The organism is Streptomyces sp. NPDC030991 (assembly GCF_055571235.1).
This window is the reverse complement of sequence record NZ_JBVIFR010000030.1, coordinates 16,818-33,896: the sequence shown is the minus strand read 5'-3', so window position 1 is coordinate 33,896 and position 17,079 is coordinate 16,818. Positions and strand designations below refer to the sequence as shown.

General features: G+C 72.6%; 14 protein-coding genes. 2 read left to right on the top strand and 12 right to left on the bottom strand.

Going from position 1 to position 17,079, the window contains the following annotated elements; genetic code table 11:
* Positions 1 to 155 precede the first annotated feature (155 nt).
* Positions 156 to 881 (top strand): class I SAM-dependent methyltransferase, encoded by a 726-nt coding sequence (locus ACZ45E_RS35995; RefSeq protein WP_468229575.1) that lies wholly within the window; start codon positions 156 to 158, stop codon positions 879 to 881.
* 106 nt (positions 882 to 987) lie between these two features.
* A complete protein-coding gene (locus ACZ45E_RS35990; RefSeq protein ID WP_468229572.1) occupies positions 988 to 1,476 on the top strand; it encodes a cytidine deaminase family protein in 489 nt (162 codons plus the stop codon).
* Between the two features lie 41 nt (positions 1,477 to 1,517).
* Here the strand turns inward: ACZ45E_RS35990 and ACZ45E_RS35985 are convergent, their stop codons facing one another.
* From ACZ45E_RS35985 to ACZ45E_RS35930, 12 genes are all read right to left on the bottom strand, one after another.
* Complete coding sequence (locus tag ACZ45E_RS35985; protein WP_468229569.1) at positions 1,518 to 2,597, bottom strand: nucleotidyltransferase family protein; 1,080 nt, start codon at positions 2,595 to 2,597, stop codon at positions 1,518 to 1,520.
* Positions 2,594 to 3,913 carry a hypothetical protein gene (locus ACZ45E_RS35980; protein WP_468229566.1) on the bottom strand — a complete coding sequence of 440 codons (1,320 nt, stop codon included), beginning with the start codon at positions 3,911 to 3,913 and terminating at the stop codon, positions 2,594 to 2,596. The genes ACZ45E_RS35985 and ACZ45E_RS35980 overlap by 4 nt, the downstream gene beginning before the upstream one ends.
* The gene (locus ACZ45E_RS35975; protein ID WP_468229563.1) at positions 3,910 to 5,133 is read right to left on the bottom strand and encodes an acyl-CoA dehydrogenase family protein; all 1,224 of its coding nucleotides are present in this window, start codon (positions 5,131 to 5,133) and stop codon (positions 3,910 to 3,912) included. The genes ACZ45E_RS35980 and ACZ45E_RS35975 overlap by 4 nt, the downstream gene beginning before the upstream one ends.
* A complete protein-coding gene (locus tag ACZ45E_RS35970) occupies positions 5,126 to 6,442 on the bottom strand; it encodes a type III PLP-dependent enzyme domain-containing protein (protein ID WP_468229560.1) in 1,317 nt (438 codons plus the stop codon). The genes ACZ45E_RS35975 and ACZ45E_RS35970 overlap by 8 nt, the downstream gene beginning before the upstream one ends.
* Positions 6,439 to 8,004, bottom strand: a complete 1,566-nt coding sequence (locus ACZ45E_RS35965) for a class I adenylate-forming enzyme family protein (RefSeq protein WP_468229557.1) — start codon at positions 8,002 to 8,004, stop codon at positions 6,439 to 6,441. Before ACZ45E_RS35965 ends, ACZ45E_RS35970 begins: the two co-directional genes overlap by 4 nt.
* Entirely contained in the window at positions 8,001 to 10,364 is a 2,364-nt protein-coding gene (locus tag ACZ45E_RS35960) for a peptidase domain-containing ABC transporter (protein WP_468229645.1), read from the bottom strand. Before ACZ45E_RS35960 ends, ACZ45E_RS35965 begins: the two co-directional genes overlap by 4 nt.
* A gap of 2 nt (positions 10,365 to 10,366) precedes the next feature.
* Positions 10,367 to 11,731 (bottom strand): condensation domain-containing protein, encoded by a 1,365-nt coding sequence (locus ACZ45E_RS35955; RefSeq protein ID WP_468229554.1) that lies wholly within the window; start codon positions 11,729 to 11,731, stop codon positions 10,367 to 10,369.
* Positions 11,732 to 12,068: 337 nt separating this feature from the next.
* Positions 12,069 to 12,923, bottom strand: coding sequence for a phytanoyl-CoA dioxygenase family protein (locus ACZ45E_RS35950; protein WP_356494159.1), 855 nt, complete (start codon positions 12,921 to 12,923; stop codon positions 12,069 to 12,071).
* Positions 12,920 to 14,692, bottom strand: coding sequence for a transketolase C-terminal domain-containing protein (locus ACZ45E_RS35945; RefSeq protein ID WP_468229551.1), 1,773 nt, complete (start codon positions 14,690 to 14,692; stop codon positions 12,920 to 12,922). Before ACZ45E_RS35945 ends, ACZ45E_RS35950 begins: the two co-directional genes overlap by 4 nt.
* Positions 14,689 to 15,468: a transketolase gene (locus ACZ45E_RS35940; protein ID WP_468229549.1), complete on the bottom strand. Its 780-nt coding sequence runs from the start codon at positions 15,466 to 15,468 to the stop codon at positions 14,689 to 14,691. The genes ACZ45E_RS35945 and ACZ45E_RS35940 overlap by 4 nt, the downstream gene beginning before the upstream one ends.
* Before the next feature lie 35 nt (positions 15,469 to 15,503).
* Entirely contained in the window at positions 15,504 to 16,025 is a 522-nt protein-coding gene (locus ACZ45E_RS35935) for an NUDIX hydrolase (RefSeq protein WP_356494162.1), read from the bottom strand.
* Between the two features lie 100 nt (positions 16,026 to 16,125).
* The gene (locus tag ACZ45E_RS35930) at positions 16,126 to 17,070 is read right to left on the bottom strand and encodes an HAD family hydrolase (RefSeq protein WP_468229546.1); all 945 of its coding nucleotides are present in this window, start codon (positions 17,068 to 17,070) and stop codon (positions 16,126 to 16,128) included.
* Positions 17,071 to 17,079 lie beyond the last annotated feature (9 nt).

Genomic DNA, 17,079 nt, shown 5'->3' with positions numbered 1-17,079 from the left:
CACGCGCCATAAGTCCCGAATACTCGTGACGGCCGCACTTGCCGACCGGAGCGATGAAACGGCGGAGCCGGTGCCAGGATGAGAGCGGCGCAAGAGATCCGGCGGCCCGTCACCGCGGAGAGCGGAGGACACCGGAAGGGAAAGGACCGGAAACCATGGAAACCAGCTATGCCCAACTCCACCTCGATCCCGAACTGAACCACAGCTCGGGCTATTTCACGAGTGACACCCTGTCCCTGGAACAGGCGCAGCGCGCCAAGACCGAGGCGATCTTGACCCACTGCCGGATCGAGCCCGCCATGCGGGTCCTCGACGTCGGCTGCGGTTGGGGCGCGACCGCGAGGGCCGCGACGCAGCGGTACGGGGCGCACTGCATCGGCATCACCCTGGACGAGGGGCAATTGGCCTACGCGCGCCGACGGGACGCGGAGAGCGGCGGCCCGCGCGTGGATTTCCGTCTCAGCAGCTGGGAGGAGTTCACCGAACCCGTCGATCGCATCGTCTGCGTCAACGCCTTCGAGAACTTCGAGGACAAGCGGGGCTTCCTTCCGCACTGCCGCACGCTGCTCCCGGTGGGAGGCATCATGGTCATGCTGACGGTGACGGCCGACCGCCGGATGTTCCGCGTGCCGTCGAAGGACGAGATCGTGGAACGCGCGCGGGAATCGGGATTCGACGTGCACACGTCCGGCTCGCTGGCCGCCGACTACGCGCGCACGCTCGACCTGTTCGTCCGGAACCTGAACGCCAACCGGACCGCGCTGCTTTCCTTGGTAAGTGAACGGCGACTGGACTGGCACCTGAATTACTACGCGAAATCCGCCGCATACCTCAGGTCGGGTCTGAACGACATGTTCGAGTTCACGTTCACCGCCCTGTGACACGGAACACCGCCGACGTCACCCGGCATCGGGACAGCCGTGCCGCCAGGTGTGTCAAGAGAACTCGTGATGGTGGCCCGCAAGCGGCCCTCTCTAGCATCACCGCATGACTGTTCCCAGCCGAGAACTGACCCCCGACGACCTCGAACTCATCGCATTCGCCCAGGAGATCGTCGACGCGCACTCCGACGGCGACGTCAGCGCCCACACCATGGCCGCAGCCGTCAGGGGCGCCGACGGAAAGGTGTACGGCGGGATCAACGTCTACCATTTCACCGGCGGCCCCTGCGCGGAACTCGTCGCGCTCGGCCACGCCCGGGCCTCCGGCGCCAGGGAGCTGTCCACGATCGTCGCGGTGGGCGACGCGGGCCGGGGACCCGTCGGCCCGTGCGGCAGGGACCGCCAGGTGCTCTTCGACTACCACCCCGGCATCCGGGTCCTCCTCCCCACCCCCGACGGCGTGCGGAGCGTCCGGATCGAGGACCTGCTGCCGCTCGCCGAACACGCCGGCCGCGCACAGGTCCTGAGCCGGCTCCGCAAGAACCGCCGGGCACGGACCGAGCCGCCCTCGCCCACGGCGCGCGCCTGCCGGTGACCGCCCTCGCGAGGCGGGTCACCCGGGCGCGCCACCACACGTCAGCCCGAAAAGCCGTCCCGGCCCTCGCCCAGCCACTCCGCGGTGGCCTCTTCGCCCACCCCCACGTCCTCGGCGAGCGAGGTCCCGAATACCCGGTCGGTGTGCCCGCAGGCCCACGCCACCGGCCGGGCGAGGCCGTGGGCGGCGACCGCGTCGCGGACCGCCGCGCGCTCACCGGCACCGAGCCGGCGCCACTCCCGCAGCACCTCCGCCACCTGGGACAGATTGGCGCCCTTCAGCCGGGCGAACCGGTCGACCCACCCCTCCCGGAACAGGTGCAGGCACACGAACAGGAAGGAATGCGCGCCGGACAGCGCGGGCAACGACGCCCCGCCCGCCGGCAAGCTCCGCCGTCCGGCCAGGACCTCGTCCATCGGCACCTGCCACGTCGCACCGTGCCAGGTCAGACTGTTGGCGACGTCCAGGACGACGACCGGCACCACCGGGTCCGGGCCGAGCCGGTGGAAGTGCGGCAAGTGGTCCGGTGACAACTGGTAGATACGCAACTCGGCACGGGACCGGGGCAACAGGCGCCCCGAGACCGAGTCCCAGACCTGCTCCGCTACATACCCGGCATCAACCAGCGCGGCGCTCAGCCGATCCCGGTCCCCGGGCCGGATCATCAGGTCGATGTCGTTGAACTGACGCACCGCGCGTCCGTCGTAGAGCCGGTCCTGCGCGACGACCCCCTTCGTCCAGGCGGCGGCGATCCCGGCCGCGGCGACGGCCCGCGACACCCGGGCGGCCTCCGCTGTCAGTACGGCCGCCCGGTGGCGGGCGATCTGATGGAACGACAACAGCGGCACCCGCAGGGGGACGGGGAACGAGCGGCGCAGCCCGTGCCGGTGCACGTAGTCGGAGAGCGCCGCGCCGAGCTTGTGCCGCAGAGCGTGCTCGATCAACCGCCCGTGGTCGAAGTCCGGCCGGCGCAGCAACTCCCCGACGTCGTCCGGCACCTGGTCGAGCCCCTGACGCTCGGCCACCGCCAGCAGGACGGTCCGCTCATCGCCCTCCAGCGCGAACGGTCGCTGTGTCCCGCCGGCCGCGGGGACCGGCGCGTGTGTCGATGAGGTGCTCACTCGTTCCTCCATGAGGACGGGGTGGCCGGCGCATGCTCCGCGGGCCCCTGATGGACGCTCTGACGAAAGCCGTCGGCCGCGACGGCGACGGCGGACGGCGGCGCGGGATCACCGCAGGCACAGGCGTCGTCCCGGCAGGCGCTCTCCAAGGCCGCACCGAGCAGCGAGGCCGTCGCGCCGTCACAGTGCCGTGCGGGGCTCCACCTCAGTTGCCGCACGGGCACCTCCGCGACGAGCCGCGCCAGTGCCCGGCGCGCGGCCGACGGATCCTCCCGGAAGGGCCGGGCGGCGAGCCAGTGCGTCCGGTATGCGGGGTCGGGCACGAGCAGATGGGTCTCGAGCGCGCCGAGCGGGTCGGCAGGACGGGTCGGCTCCGGTCGGACGACGTCCTGCGCCCGCAGTTCGACGATCCCGTCGAGGGGAGCGGCGCTCAGGCAGCCCCCGCCCACCAGGGTGCGCACCTCCTTGTTGGCGAGCGACAGCTTCCCGGCGCTCCGGGAGCTCTCGCTCAGCACCCCGGAGCGAGCGAGCTCCGCCAGCCAGTCCGGCCTGGAACGGCCCACCGAGGCCTCGCCCATGAGCTGGGAAGCGAGCCCCAACGCCGCCACCGCACCGGCACCGAGGCGGGTGGTGGACGGCAGGCCGACCATCCACCAGCCGTGCGGACCGCGCGCGCCACCCGGCGGCAGCAGGAGCAGCCGGTCGGTGGCGACGACACGGCCGCCCGCCTCGGCCACCCGGACGGCCGACGAGGTCTTGCCCGCCCCGGCGTCGCCGGGCAGCATCACGGCCCGGCCGCCGGGCAACACCGCGGCCCCGGCGTGGAACATCAGCGCCCCCCGCCGTACCAGATCCTCACGGATCAGCTCACGCAGCAGTCGGCCCACGGCGACAGCGGCTCCGTCCACCGCCGCGCCGACCACCGTCCAGGAGACGAAGTCCTCGGTGAGCAGGACGTGATCCCACTCCTGGCCCTCGCCGGAGGCAAGCACCCGGCCCGCTCCCTCGCCCGGCCAGGTCTCGTACCACCATCCGGCGAACGACTCCACCGACGTGGAGGGCCGTCCGGCGCTGGCCGAGCGGACGCGCTCGACGAGGCCGGGGTCGATGACCAGCGTCACGCGGTGGTCCGTACGAGAACCGGGGGCGGCGTCCAGTACTTCGTGCTGCGCCGCGATCTCGGCGCGGACGCCGTCGAGGGTGGTGACCACCTCCAGGCGCAGGTCGAACCACGACACGGTGACCGGCGGGGCGGCGACCTCGGCAGGGACGGGTGGCCACGGGCGGCGCTTTGATGCCGGGTACGGCGCGTTCACAGCAGACCCACCTTCCGGTCGAGCAGCGCGAGGGAGCCGTTGGCCGTCAGCAGCCGGTCGTTTGCGTAGTTGAGGGCGGCAGACCGCAGGTCCCGGAAGACACGCTCCAGGCGCAGCGGACTCTCGGCGCCGTAGCCGGCCGATAGTCCGGCCAGCTGGACCATGCGGTCCACCGCGCTGAACGACAGCTCGGAGGCGGCGAGTTTGAGGGTGTTGAGCTGAATCTGGAGAGCGGGGGCGTCGAGGCTGCCACCGACGGCACGCACCTCGTCGACCCGTTCCCGCATCCGTTCCAGATAGGCGCTGACCAGCTCCAGTTCGAGCCGTACGCGAGCGAGGCGCTCGCGGACCAGCGGGGACGTCGTGTCATGCGCGGAGCTGCCGCGCAGCCACCCCAGCAGTCCGCGCAGCGCACCACGCGCCGCGCCGAGCCAGCACGCGCTCCAGCCGAGATGGGCGAGCGGGATCATGCTGTCGGTCGCCACCCGGCGGAACCCGCCCGGAGCACCGACGACCTGATCGGCCGGGACTTCGCCCCGCAGCCGCAGCGGCCCGCTGTCGGTACCGCGCATGCCCAGGGTGTTCCACCCGCCGGTGGACTCGACGGTCAGGGCCGACCGGTCGGCGTAGACGAGGGACACGGAGTGCCGGCCCGCGTCCTGCGCCGCGCGCATGGTGACGAGGAAGCCGTCGGCGTGACCGCCCCCGGTGACGACGGGGGCGGTCCGCTCCAGCCACAGACCGCCGTCCTGCGACGCGTCGTCGGTTGTGCGGCGCAGTGGTTCGGCGGCGGTCAGCAAGTGCCCGCCGGTCACCGGCCCGGTCGTGACGGAGGCCAGGTACAGCTCGCCGCGGGCGACGGCGGGCAGGAGCCGGTTCAGCAGCCCGGAGCCGGCGTGCCGGACGAGGACATCGACCTGCTGGCAGTGCATCACCCAGATCATGGCGGTCGACAGGCAGCCCCCCGCGAGGGCCTGGGCGGTCGCCACCAGCCCCGCCAGGTCCCCGCCCATTCCCCCGTGCTCGGTGGGGACCAGAAAGCCGAGATACCCCGCGCGCCGCAACGCGTCCACGCTCTCCTCGGGGAACGCGGCCTCGCGGTCGGCCGCGTCGGCGTGCTCGGCAAGGACCGCGACGAGCCGGGCGAGCGTATCGGGCTCCTCGATGTGCTCACGAGGTGCCGCGGGACGCTGCGTCCCGCGCAGACCGGTCTCAGGCATGGATGTCAACTCCCGTTGTCCGCAGCGTTAGTTGTCGGGCCGCCACCACCGTGCGTCCGTCCACCGTGATCTCGACGGGCGCCGGACGGCTGAGGAAGCCCAGCAGACTCGCGGTCAGTCCGTAGGCGCCGGTGTTGGGCACGGCCAGCACCTGGCCGGGCCGCGGATCGGCCAGGTCGGCGGCCGGATTGAGTACGTCCAGAGGGGTGCAGAGCGGCCCGACGAGGCTCACCCGCTCCGCGCGGGAGGGGGCGGGCACGGTCGGCGGCCGGGCCCCTTCAGCGGGCAGGACGGGCACCGGGACCGTCCGGGGAGCCATGAGACGGCCCAGGCCGGACATCCCGCCCAGGACGTTGACGCCCGCGTCCAGAACCACGAAGGTCCGGTCACCGGAGCGCTTGACGTCGACGACCGTGGTGAGCAGCGTGCCCGCGGCGGCGGTCAGATGACGGCCCGTCTCGAAGGCGACACCCGGTCCGCCGTCCTGGCCGCGACCGGGGAAGTGCGCGTCGAGAGCGGCCGCGAGGGTTCCCGCCAGCGCGGGAAACCGCGGAGGCGGGCCCGGCCGCGCCATCGGAGCGGGGAAGCCCCCGCCGAGGTCGAGGAGTTCCGGTACGAAACCGGCGCTCCGGGCGACCTCGACCGAGGTGGCCAGCGCCTGCCGGAGCTCGACGGCCAGCGCCCGCGGGTCCTCGACGTTGGTGGCCGAGAAGGTGTGGGTGCCGACCGGCCGGGCGGGCCCGGCCGGGGTGAACAGCGCCGCCAGCTCCTCCCGCGCCTGCCAGTCGGTGCCGAAGGCCGTCGGGCGTCCGGTCATCCGCAGCGAACCGCCACTGCTGCCGCGCGGCCCGTTGAGCCGCACCAGGTACTCCGCCCGCGTGCCGGTGTCCCGGCAGGCCCGGGCAAGCCGGTCGCGGTCGGCGAGCGACTCGACGGAGAACTGCCGCACGCCCGCGTCGAGCGCGCCGCGCAGCTCACCGGGGGTCTTGCCCGGTCCCGTGTACAGGGCGTCCGCACACCGGGCGCCGGCACTGCGCACCGCCGCCAGCTCGCCCAGCGAGCTGATCTCGGTGCGCAGACCGCACCTGGCGAGCTCCCGGACGACCAGCGGGTGCGGATTGGCCTTCACCGAGTACAGCAGCGCGGCCCCGGCGGGCAGATCGGCGCGTAGAGCGTCGGCGGCCTCGCGCAGGGCGGCCAGGTCGTAGACGTACGCGGGGGTGCCGAACCGCTCCGCGAGGGCGTGCAGCCCGGCGTGGTCCAGGGGCCCCGGCGCCCCGTCGGCCAGGGCGGCCGTGACCGGGCTCATCGCGCGGCCCCTTCCGGCGCGGGCAGTGCGGCCCGGTCGACCTTGCCGTGCGCGGTGCGCGGCAGGTCGGTGACGACGACGCACCGGTCGGGGGTGCGGGCGGCGCCGAGGCGCTCGCAGAGACCGCGCAACACCCCCTCCGGCGCGAGGTCGGTGACCGCCCACACGGTCAGGGTGCCGTCCGCGGCGGGCGGGACCGCCGCCGCGGCCCGCACTCCGGGTATGTCGAGCATTGCCAGCTCCAGTTCCTGAGTGCCCATGCGCCAGCCGCGCCGCTTGAACAGGTCGTCGGCGCGACCCGCGAAGTACAGCCGTCCGTCGGCGTCGAGCCGGCCGTGATCTCCGGTGAACACCGCCGGACCCGCGCCGTCAGGCGCCGGGCGGAATCGCACGGCGTTCTGCTCCTCGGCCCTCCAGTAGCCGGCCATCACGTGGGGGCCCGCCGCCACGATCTCCCCGCTCTCGCCGGGCGGCAGGGGCCTCCCGGCGGGGTCCACCACCCACAGGCGGGTGCCGGGCAGGGCCTGGCCCACGGTCGCCGGGTGGGCCAGGTCCTCGTCGGGGTCGGCGACGGTGATCCGCTTGCACTCGCTCATGCCGTACATGCAGACCACCGCCGCGCCGGGGAAGGCGCCGCGCAGCCGGTGGACGTCCTGACCGATCAGCGCGGCACCGGTGTTGGTGAACAGCCGGACCGGCAGCGGACGCCGGTCGCGGGCCGCGAGCCGCGCCAGCATGGCCGCGTACGTGGGGACGACCGGCACGACGGTGGCCCCGGCCGCGCGCAGCGCCACCAGTTCGCGAGACGAGGCCGTGCCGTCCGGCAGCACCAGTTCGGCCCCCGCCAGGGCGCAGAGGAAGATCTGGTAGAGCCCGTAGTCGAAGGAGAGCGGGAGCCGGGTGAACACCACGTCGTCCGGGCGGTAGGCCAGCCGCCCGAAGATCGCCCGGGCGGCGAAGGCGACCGCCCGGTGCGGGCAGACGATGCCCTTCGGGCGTCCGGTGGAGCCGGAGGTGTACAGCAGCAGGGCCGTGCCGTCGGCAGGAACGGCCACCGGCTCGGCCACCGGTCCGTCCAGCAGCTCCGCCGGGGTGACCGGCCTCGCTCCCACGCGCTCGGCGAGGGCGGTGAGTTCGGCGCGGTCCGACACGAGCAGCCGGGGCGCGGCGTCGGTCAGCACCCAGCCCAGTTCGAACGGCGAGGCGGAGCCGCCCGCCGGTACGACGACGGCGCCGACGCGCAGCGCGCCGAAGAGCACCGCCGTGAACGGACGGCCGGGTGCCAGCACGACCAGCACCCGGTCGCCCGGAGCGACCCCCCGGGCCAGCAGGGCACCGGCGACGCGACGGCTCGCGGCCTGGAGCCCGCGCCAGGTCCAGCTGCCCGAGTCATCGGTGACACCGGGCCGCTCCCCGAAGCGCCCGGCCGCCGCGTCGAGCAGCGCCACCACATCAGGTACGGGCGGCTCGCCGCCGCCGCCGCTCGCCGCGGCGGCGGTGCCCGCGCACGCGAGCCGGTCGTCGGTGTGCGTCGCCGTGGATCTCCCGTGCGCGGCCCTCACGAGGCCAGCTCCCGGTACAGGCCGTCGGCGGCCATGAGATCGCGGTGCCGGCCGCGCTGCACGACCCGGCCCCTCTCCAGCACCACCACCTGGTCGGCGTCCTCCACCGCGGTCAGCCGGTGGGCGATCACCACTAGGGTGCAGTCCAGCGCGGTCAGCCGCCGGAACACCTCCCGCTCCACCACCGGATCGAGCGCGCTGGTCGCCTCGTCGAGAATGAGCAGCCGTGGCTTGCGCACCAGCGCACGCGCCAGCACCACCCGCTGCCGCTGGCCGCCGGAGAGCCCGCCGCCCCCCGGGCCGAGCAGGGTCTGGTAACCCATGGGCATGGCCGCCACGTCCTCATGGATGCCCGCCACCCGGGCCGCCTCCTGCACGTCCGCGTCCGACACGTCTGTGCCGCCCCAGGCGATGTTGTCGCGGATGCTGGCGCCGAACAGCCGTGCGTCCTGGGCGACGAAGGCGATGGCGCGGCGGTAGTCGGCGGTGTCGACCGAGGCGAGGTCCTGACCTCCGGCGAGCACGCGCCCCGCGGTCGGGCCGTACAGACCGGCCAGCAGCAGCCCGCAGGTCGACTTGCCCGAGCCCGACGCCCCGATGAGCGTGGTGAAGCTGCCGCGCGGCACGTCGAACGAGACGTCGGTGAGCACCGGGGGCCCGCCCTGGTAGGCGAACGAGACGTTCTCCACGGCGAGTTCGCCCGCGACGCGCGGCCCCGCCGTACCGGGCAGCCGCTCCGCCGGGGACTCCAGGATGTCGCTCAGCCGGGAGAGGGACGCGCCGAGCGCCGACGTCTGCAGGCCGACCTGGGCCAGGTTGGCGAGCGGCACCAGCAGCCCCATGGCCAGCACGCTGAAGCCCAGCACCCTGCCCTCGGAGATCCCGCCCTGCGCGATGCGGACCGAGCCGGCGACCAGGATGAGCAGCGGAGCACCGACCTGCAAGGCGATGCTCAGACTCGACGCCAGGGCCGCCAGGCGCCGACTGCGCAGCCGGGTGTTCAGCTCCTCGGCGAGGGTCTGGCTGAACCGTCGCCCGGCCACCGCTTCCAGACCGGCCGACTTCAGGGTGCCCATGCCTTCCAGGAGTTCGGTCAGTTCCCCGTCCGCCCGCGCCTGCGCCTCCAGGGCGTCGGCGCCCGCGTACCCCTGGCGCCGCCAGAACAGGGCCACGAGCGCGACCTGGAGGAGCGCCAGCACGATGACGAAGGCGGCGAGCAGCGGATCGGCGATCAGCAGCAGGGCCATGTAGACGAGGATCAGCAGCCCGTCGAAGACGCTGGCGAAGGCGGTGGCGGAGAGCGTCTGCCGCACGGTCGAGCTGGTCCGTACCCGCTGTTGCAGATCGCCCGGACTGCGGCTGGTGAAGAACCCGTACGGCAGCGCGAACAGCCGGTGCACGATGCCGAGGGTCACCGTCTCGTCGACCAGCGTCTGGATGGTCAGGAACGCGGCGGAACGGACGAACTGCAGGACGAAGTCGAGGCCGACGAGGCAGCCGAGCCCGACGGCGAGGAACTCCAGGTGGCCGAGGGCGTGCCCCGGCGCCACGCTCTCCACCACGTAGTTCGTGGCCAGCGGGGTCGCGAGGTTGAAGCCGAGCAGCAGCAGCGAGCAGACGACGAAGGGCGTCCAGCGACGTGTCCTGGGAAGGAACAGCCGCAGATACCGCCAGGGCCGGTCGGTTCCCGCCGGGCGCTTGGGCCCGCGCCCCGCGGAGGGGTCCTCGAGCGGCGGGGTCAGGACCAGTGCCACCCCGGTGAACGAGTCTCCGACCTGCTCGAGCGGCAGCCGTCTGCGGCCGTGCTGCGGGTCGACGAGGTAGACCCACCGCCCGCTGACTCGCTCCAGGACCACGAAGTGGTCGAAGTTCCAGAACAGGACGGCGCCGGTGGGCAGATCGTGCAGCCGCGGCAACGGCACCCGCACGCCCCGCCCCTCGAACCCGTACCCGCGGGCGGCGTCCAGGAGCCGGCGGGCGGAGACACCGTCCCTGCCGGTGGCGGTGGCCTCTCGCAGCTCCCGCACCGGCACGTCGACGCCGTGCAGGGCCAGCACCATGGAGAGGCTGGCGGCGCCGCAGTCGCTGGTCTGCGCCTGGAGCCGCACCGGCACGCGCCGCCGGTCGCGCGAGGGCAGCCACCTCTCGGTCAGCCGACGCAGCAGGAGCGGTCGGCTCAGCAGCCGGCCGGTCTCCAGGGCCGGGCCCAACTCCCGGGAGCCGCCGCGTGCCTTGACCGCCTGCCGGCGGTAGCGCAGCGGGCCGGGACGGGGTGCCGGGGCCGGTGGTTCAGTGTGCGCCGCGGGGGCGTCGTCGCCGCTGTGGGGCGACGACGAGCGGGAAGGGGAGGAGGGGGACATGGTCACGAGGGGTCTCCCGGGAAGACGGCCCACGGCGACGCGGAGCGGGCGACGGCGCCGAGCGCCGTGTTCAGGTCCGCCGTGAAGCGGTCCGCCTGCGCCACCGAGAACTCACGGGGGTCGAAACAGAGGACGAACGTCACACTCTGCTGGTATTCGTTGACGATGAAACTGATGCCGTCGCAGGTGTAGTTGACCTGCGGGGCGAACGCGTTGTGCGTGAGACGCAGCCCGCCGGGACCGGCCTCCACGAAACGCTCCGCGTGCAGGGTGTAGCGGACGATGGCGCCGCGCAGCCCGTCGCCGTCCGCCCGGCCCGGCGCTCTCCGCGCCCGGCACAGGTCGGTATACGCGATGTGCTGATGACGCATCGTCTGCATCAGTTCGGAGCCGATCCGGCGCAGGAGCGTCGTGAGATCAGTGGAGCGTTCGACGAGAATCGGCAGGCCCCGGGAGAATTTGCCCACCACGGTCCGTTCGCCGGTGCTCCGCGTGTCCAGCGGAAGCGTCATCGCGAGACCGGGCCGCGTCGTGTGCAGGAAATAGATGCGGGCGAAATGGGCGAGCGCGAACTGGAAGAGCGTCACTTTCGCCTCCCGGCAGCTGAGCCGCAGGGAGGCGACGGCCGGGCCCGGAATGAACGAGAAACGCGTGATCGCGGCAGGTGCCGGATCGTCGGAGGGGGCGTCGGCTCCGCTCCCGGCGTTCTCCGGCTCGTCCAACAGCGCGGCCATGGCCTCGAATTTGCGGGACCAGTAGCGGTGCTCGACCGTGGCGGAACGCCGGTCGTGCTGCTCGCGGGCCCGGCTGATCGCGGCGAGCAGCCCGTCACCCTCACCGTCGCTCGCGTACTCCTGGTCCGCCAGCGCGGCGCCGTACGCCTCCCACAGCCGGCCGCGGACGAGGGAGCGGCTGGCGAGATCGGCGGTCAGCGTCGGCAGATCGACGATGAGCGCGTGCAGCTGCTCGGAGTAGCGGAAGAGACGGAAGCGGAAGGGAGGCCGGCTGCTCAGGTCGAAGGGCTCCGCGAGCGCCTGGGCGCGGGCCCCGGCCAGGTACGTCCCGAACTGCTCCGGTGAGCGGGCCTTGATCCGGCGGGCGTCGAGCAGGCCCTCGGGCGGGGGCGCGTCGGCGAGCCACTGCACGGGCCGGCCGTCGGACGCCGTGCCCACGCGCAGCCGCAGCGCCTCGTGCATCGTCACCAGCGCCGAGAGGGCGCGATGCAGGGCCGGCACGTCCAGCGGGCCCTCGATCCGCTCGGCGAGCTGAACGACCTTCGTGGGCTGCTGGGTCTCCCGCAGCCGCCCGTACTCGTGCTCCTGCGCGTAGGAGAGCTCCGACACGCCGCCGGTTCGCTGCTGGGTCACTGGGCTGCCTTTCCGTACGTACTCCGGACGCGACGGTGGCCGGGGCGGGCGCGCCGCGCCCTCCCCGGCCACCGTGCTCACTCAACGGGTCTGCTCAGCGAGCTCAGATGCACCCGGCGGCGATGACGGGCGCCGTGCCGCCGACGATCTCGTCGAGCTCTTCGTCCGTGAGAGCATCGATTTCGACGGTCTCGAAGGAAACGTTCTCCATATGCCTACTCCTTTGTTGTGAAGGAATCCCCGATCGGTAATTCCGGGGCGCATGAAGAAAATATCAGCGCGGCGTCCGGGCCTTGCAGTCACGCGAGTTCGTGACACGCGGCCCGGAATACCTGACTCATCGAGTGACCTTCGCGTCGCGCGCGAGAATGTCCCGCTTGGACCGCAGACGACGCATTGCCTCGGCGCGGGAGATGGGGTGCGCGTCGTCCCATTCGATGGTGCGGCGCATCATTTCACGCAGCGTCGGATGGACCGTTTCGAGATAACCGGGCTCGCGCATGAATCTCCACGAGGTCTGGCCGCCCACCGGCTCGTCCGCGGCCTGGAGGTTCATGTGGAGCGTCCGGCGCGGGCCGCCGTTCTCGCAGGAACCCCGGTGTACCGCGTGGTGGTTGAAGAAGAGGACGTCGCCCGCTTCGCACGGCACCCGCACCTCGCCCGGCAGCTCTCCGCTGCCCAGGCGGCCGATCTCCGCGCGCTCGGCGTCCGTGAGAGGCCTGCGGTGCGAGCCGGGCACCACCCGGAAGGCATCGTCCGCGGTGAGGCAGACGTTGAACTGGACATGGGTGGGCCGGCCCGACGCCTCGTAGTGCTCGTGCTCCTCGTTGTCCTTGTGCCAGCACAGCTCGTAGTCCACGGTCTGGGGCGACCACAGCGCGTGCGCCGTCCAGAACCGCAGGCGCGGTCCGAGCACCTCCTGTACGAAGCCCAGCAGGCCCGGATGGGCGAGAACCTCCGCGAGCCTGTCGTCGTACAGCTCGGGCGTCATGATGTGGCTGACGCCCCACACGTCGATCGGGCCGGGCGGGCGCGAGCTGTAGCGGACGGCGTGCTTCTCGGGACCGGCCAGGACGGTGGCCCTGAGCTCCTCCAGGGCGGCCAGGGCCGGCGCCACCTCGGCGGGGGAGAACAGGCCGGGGACACGGACGAATCCGTCCCGTCGGAAGGCGTCCGCCTGTGTACTGGTCATCGGCTCTCCTCCTTGTCCTTGGTGCACACGAGCACCAGGTGCCGCGAGGTGGCGGTGCACGGCTCACCGGCGAATCCGCCGTGGCGTCGCGTCACCGTGAACCCGCCCTCGTCCAGCAGCCGTTCGGCCTGCTCCAGGGTGAGCATCCGGCTGTGCCTGGTCACCCGCTCGACGTGCTCGACGCCGTCCCTGCGGTACTCCATCTCGTCCACCAGGACCTGGCTGACCGGGTCGTAGTGCCGGGCCCGGCGCACCGCGACGCCCCGGCCGTCGCGCGGGTCGCGGTACTGGAAGGCGGGGCGCCACCGGCCGTCCGCCTCGGTCGGTAGGGTGGCCGCCGGGTTCACCAGGTCGAGGGCGAAGACGCCGTCGTCGGTGAGGTGTTCGCGCACCCGCGCCAGACACGCGGCGAGATCGCTGTCGTTCAGCAGGTGGCTGATCGAGCTGCACGGCAGCAGGACCAGCCGAAAACGCCGGCCCAGGTCGAAGTCGCGCATGTCGGCCTCGTGCAGCTTCAGCCGCAGCCCGGGGGTCCGCTTGTGCTCGGCCTCGCGCAGCATGGCGGGGGCGACGTCGATCCCCGTGACGTCGTGTCCGTCCTGTGCCAGCGGGACACTGATCCGGCCGGTACCGGCGGCCAGTTCGAGGACGTCGGGGCCGTGCCTGCGGGCCAGATCGCGCCAGAACGGCACGTCGTCGGCGTAGTCGGCGTAGCGCTGGTCGTACACCGCCCCGTCGTAGTACAGATTGTCGACCAGAGCGGCGGCCCGCACGGGGCTCGGCCGCCGCGCGCCCGGCGCGGACAGGAACCAGGCCAGCACCTGCTCGGAACCGGGAACGTCCAGGACCTTCTTGAGGTACTCCGCGCTCCCGGGCCTGCCGGGGTAGCGGTCGGGCAGCCCGATGCGGCGGAAGGGCACACCCCCTCCCGCCTCCGCGACCGTCTCGGCGACCGCGCTGCCCAGGCCACCGATGACCGAGTGCTCCTCGAACGTGGCGATCGGGCGTCCCTCCGCGACGAGTTCGGCCACCCGGGCCGTGTCCAGCGGCTTGATGGAGGGCATGCTGACAAGCCGTACGGCTAAACCCTTGCGGCGCCACTCGTCGACCCAGGCGACCGCCTGCTCCAGCACGTGGCCGGTGGCGATGAGGGTGCCGAGGTCGCCCTCACGCAGCACCGCGGAGCGGCCCAGCCGGATGCGGGTGCCCGGCGGATGCAGGACCGGCAGCACCGTGCTCTCCGTCGGCAGGCGGATGTAGGCGGGCCCCGGCAACCGGTCGACCTCGGCCAGCAGGTCGAGGAGTTCGGTGCGGTCACCCGGCGCGACTACGGTCATGTTCGGCAAGGCACGCAGGACGGCGATGTCCTCGACGGAGATGTGGGCGTTGCCGTACATCGCCCGGCTGAGGCCGGCGCTGGTGCCGATCAGCCGCAGCCGCGCGTTCGCGTGGGCCGCGTCCAGCCGGATCTGGTCGAACGGCCGGTACAGCAGGAACGTGCTGATGTTGGACAGGTAGACGTTCTTTCCGGACTGGGCGAGCCCGGAGCCGATGGACACGGCGTTCTGCTCGGCCATCCCCACGTTGACGAAGCGGTCCGGATACCGCCGGGGGAAGGGATCCGACTCGGACATGCTGTCCGCGGTGATGTAGTACAGGTCCTCGTCGACCGCCGCCCGGTCGGTGAGGAAACGCCCGAACAGGGCGCTGACCCCCTCCTCCTCCACCGCCGCCGTGGTGTCGGCCGCGGGTATCGCCGGGGCGCTCACCGCAGCTCCCGCAGGGCTTGCGCGAGTTCGGGCCTGGTGATCCTGCGACCGTGCCAGGTCACGTCGTTCTCCATGAACGTCAGTCCTTTCCCCTTGACCGTGTGAGCGACCACGCAGCGAGGGCCATGTCTGGGCCGCAGCAGGACGTCGGCGAGCGCGTCGCCGTCGTGCCCGTCCACCTCATGGACGTCCCAGCCGAAGGCCGCGAACCGCTTGCCGGTGTCGGAGCGGGGCATCAGCGCGTCGGACGACGAGAACGCCTGGAAGCCGTTGTGATCGACGATGAGCGTGAGGTTGTCCAACCCCAGCGCGGGGGCCAGCGTCGCCGCCTCCCACACCTGCCCCTCCTGGCACTCGCCGTCACCGGCCAGGACGTACACCTGGTACGGCCGCTCCCTCGACTGCGCGGCCAGCGCCATACCGATCCCCAGGGACAGGCTGCGCCCCATGGACGTGGTGGAGGCCTCGACGCCCGGCAGCAGTTCCGAGCGTTCCGTGACCGGGAACAGGCCGCCGTCGGCCTTGTAGGCGGACAGCCGCTCGGCGGGGAAGAACCCGCGGTCGGCGAGGACGGTGTAGAGAACGGCCGACGCAGTGCCCTTGCACACGAACCGGTCCCGGTCCGCCCAGTCGGGCCGGGCGGGGTCGACGTCGAGCACCTTCGAGTAGAGCGTGTGCACGATCTCCACCGCCGAGAGATTCCCGCCGATGTGCGCGCTTTCGGCCCGCGCGACCATCTTGATCATCGAGCGCCGGATGTCCTGTGGAGTGATCACACCATTCCTTTCTGTACGGTTCGGGGCCCGATCGGTCAGGGGGCCAGGTCGATCGGCTCGGCGGGCGCGCCGTCGGTGAGCAGGTCGACGAGCCTCGGATACAGGTCGTCGGGGACCAACCGGTCGGCTGTCGCGGCGAGTTCGGCCGGCGACCACCAGCGGTGACTGACGATGGAGGAGCGTTCGTTCTCGGTGAAGCCGTCGGTGCTGATGTCGAAGGCGGGGACGCGGGCCAGGTAGTAGCGCTCGTGGAAGAGGTAGGCGACGCCCCCCATCACTCCGGTCTTGCGGCGCCGCCACACCTCCGTCGCGAGGACGAGCCCGGTCAGCCCGGTCTCCTCCGCGACCTCTCGCGCACCGGCCTCCTCGTAGCTCTCGCCCTGCTCCACGCCGCCACCGACCGGGTACCAGAACGTGTGCCCGTCGCTCTCGTCCTGGCTGGAGAAGAGGAGCAGACGGTCGGCCTCGTCGAGCAGGAGCACCCGCACCGTGGGCCGCAGGACGAGATCCGCCTCTGCGGGCTCCGCGTGTGCTTCCTGCGCCGTTGTCTCGTGCATTCTCGAGTTCCTTTCCTTCACGAACCTGACGGTCTCGTACCTGACGCTCTCGTCCCGTGGGCCATGTCCCGGAAACGAGGGACGTCGTCCTCAGCGACGGTCAGGTCGGCCGTTTTGATACGGCGGGGGGTGTGCTCTGTGAACCCGGCCTGCGGTGGGCCCCCGAGCAGGGTGTGGCTCCACGGCGGCCGCGACGGGCCGTACCGGGGGAGGCGGCGGCCTGTGACAGGCGGGCCGCCCGTTCCGGACCGAAGCCCGACAGGAAGTCGGCGAGGGGCCGGTCGAGGCGGACGTGGGCGCAGCGGGCGCAGACCTCGTCCGCCCCCTCCACCGCCACCCCCAGACGGCAAGCGGCGAGCAGACAGGCGTCGTTGAACGCGTCACCGAAGGCGGCCACCGCATCCAGGGCCGGCCGACCCGCCCGCTGCGCGAGATAGGCCGCGAGTCCGGACGCCTTGCACGTCCCCTGCGGACGGATCAGCAACGCGCCGAACGGGCCGACGCGATCGGTGTCGTGCCGCGCCGCGCACCGCCGGGCGAGGTCTTCGGACGCGTCGAACGCCGTGACGGCCGTCAACTCGCCGCGAGCGGGGGAGGGGTGGGCGTCAACCGTGACGACGGAGCGGCTCAACGCGTACATGCGTGTGTACAGCAGGGCCGCACGCCGTGACGAGGCGACGAGCTCTCCGCCCGCCTCGGCCACGAAGTCCCGTGCGCCGCCGTCCGCCAGGGTGCGCAGGACGTCGGCCGGCAGCCACCGCAACGCCGTGACGCGACCGGTCGACCGCCGCAACACCACGGCGCCGTCCCCCAGCAGCACCTCGTCCGCCAGCACCGACGACGGCAGGCGGGCCAGCGCGAGCTCGCGGAAGGAACGGACGGCCCGGCCGCTGACCACCAGCGGCGCCAGGCCGCTCGCGGCGAGTTCGGCGAGACGGTCGGCCAAGCCCGGCCGTAGCCGGCCGCGTGTGTCGAGCAGCGTCCCGTCGAGATCGAACGCCGCGTAACGGACGGCGGGCAGAGATCCGGCTGCGGCGACGGCCATGGCGGGGGG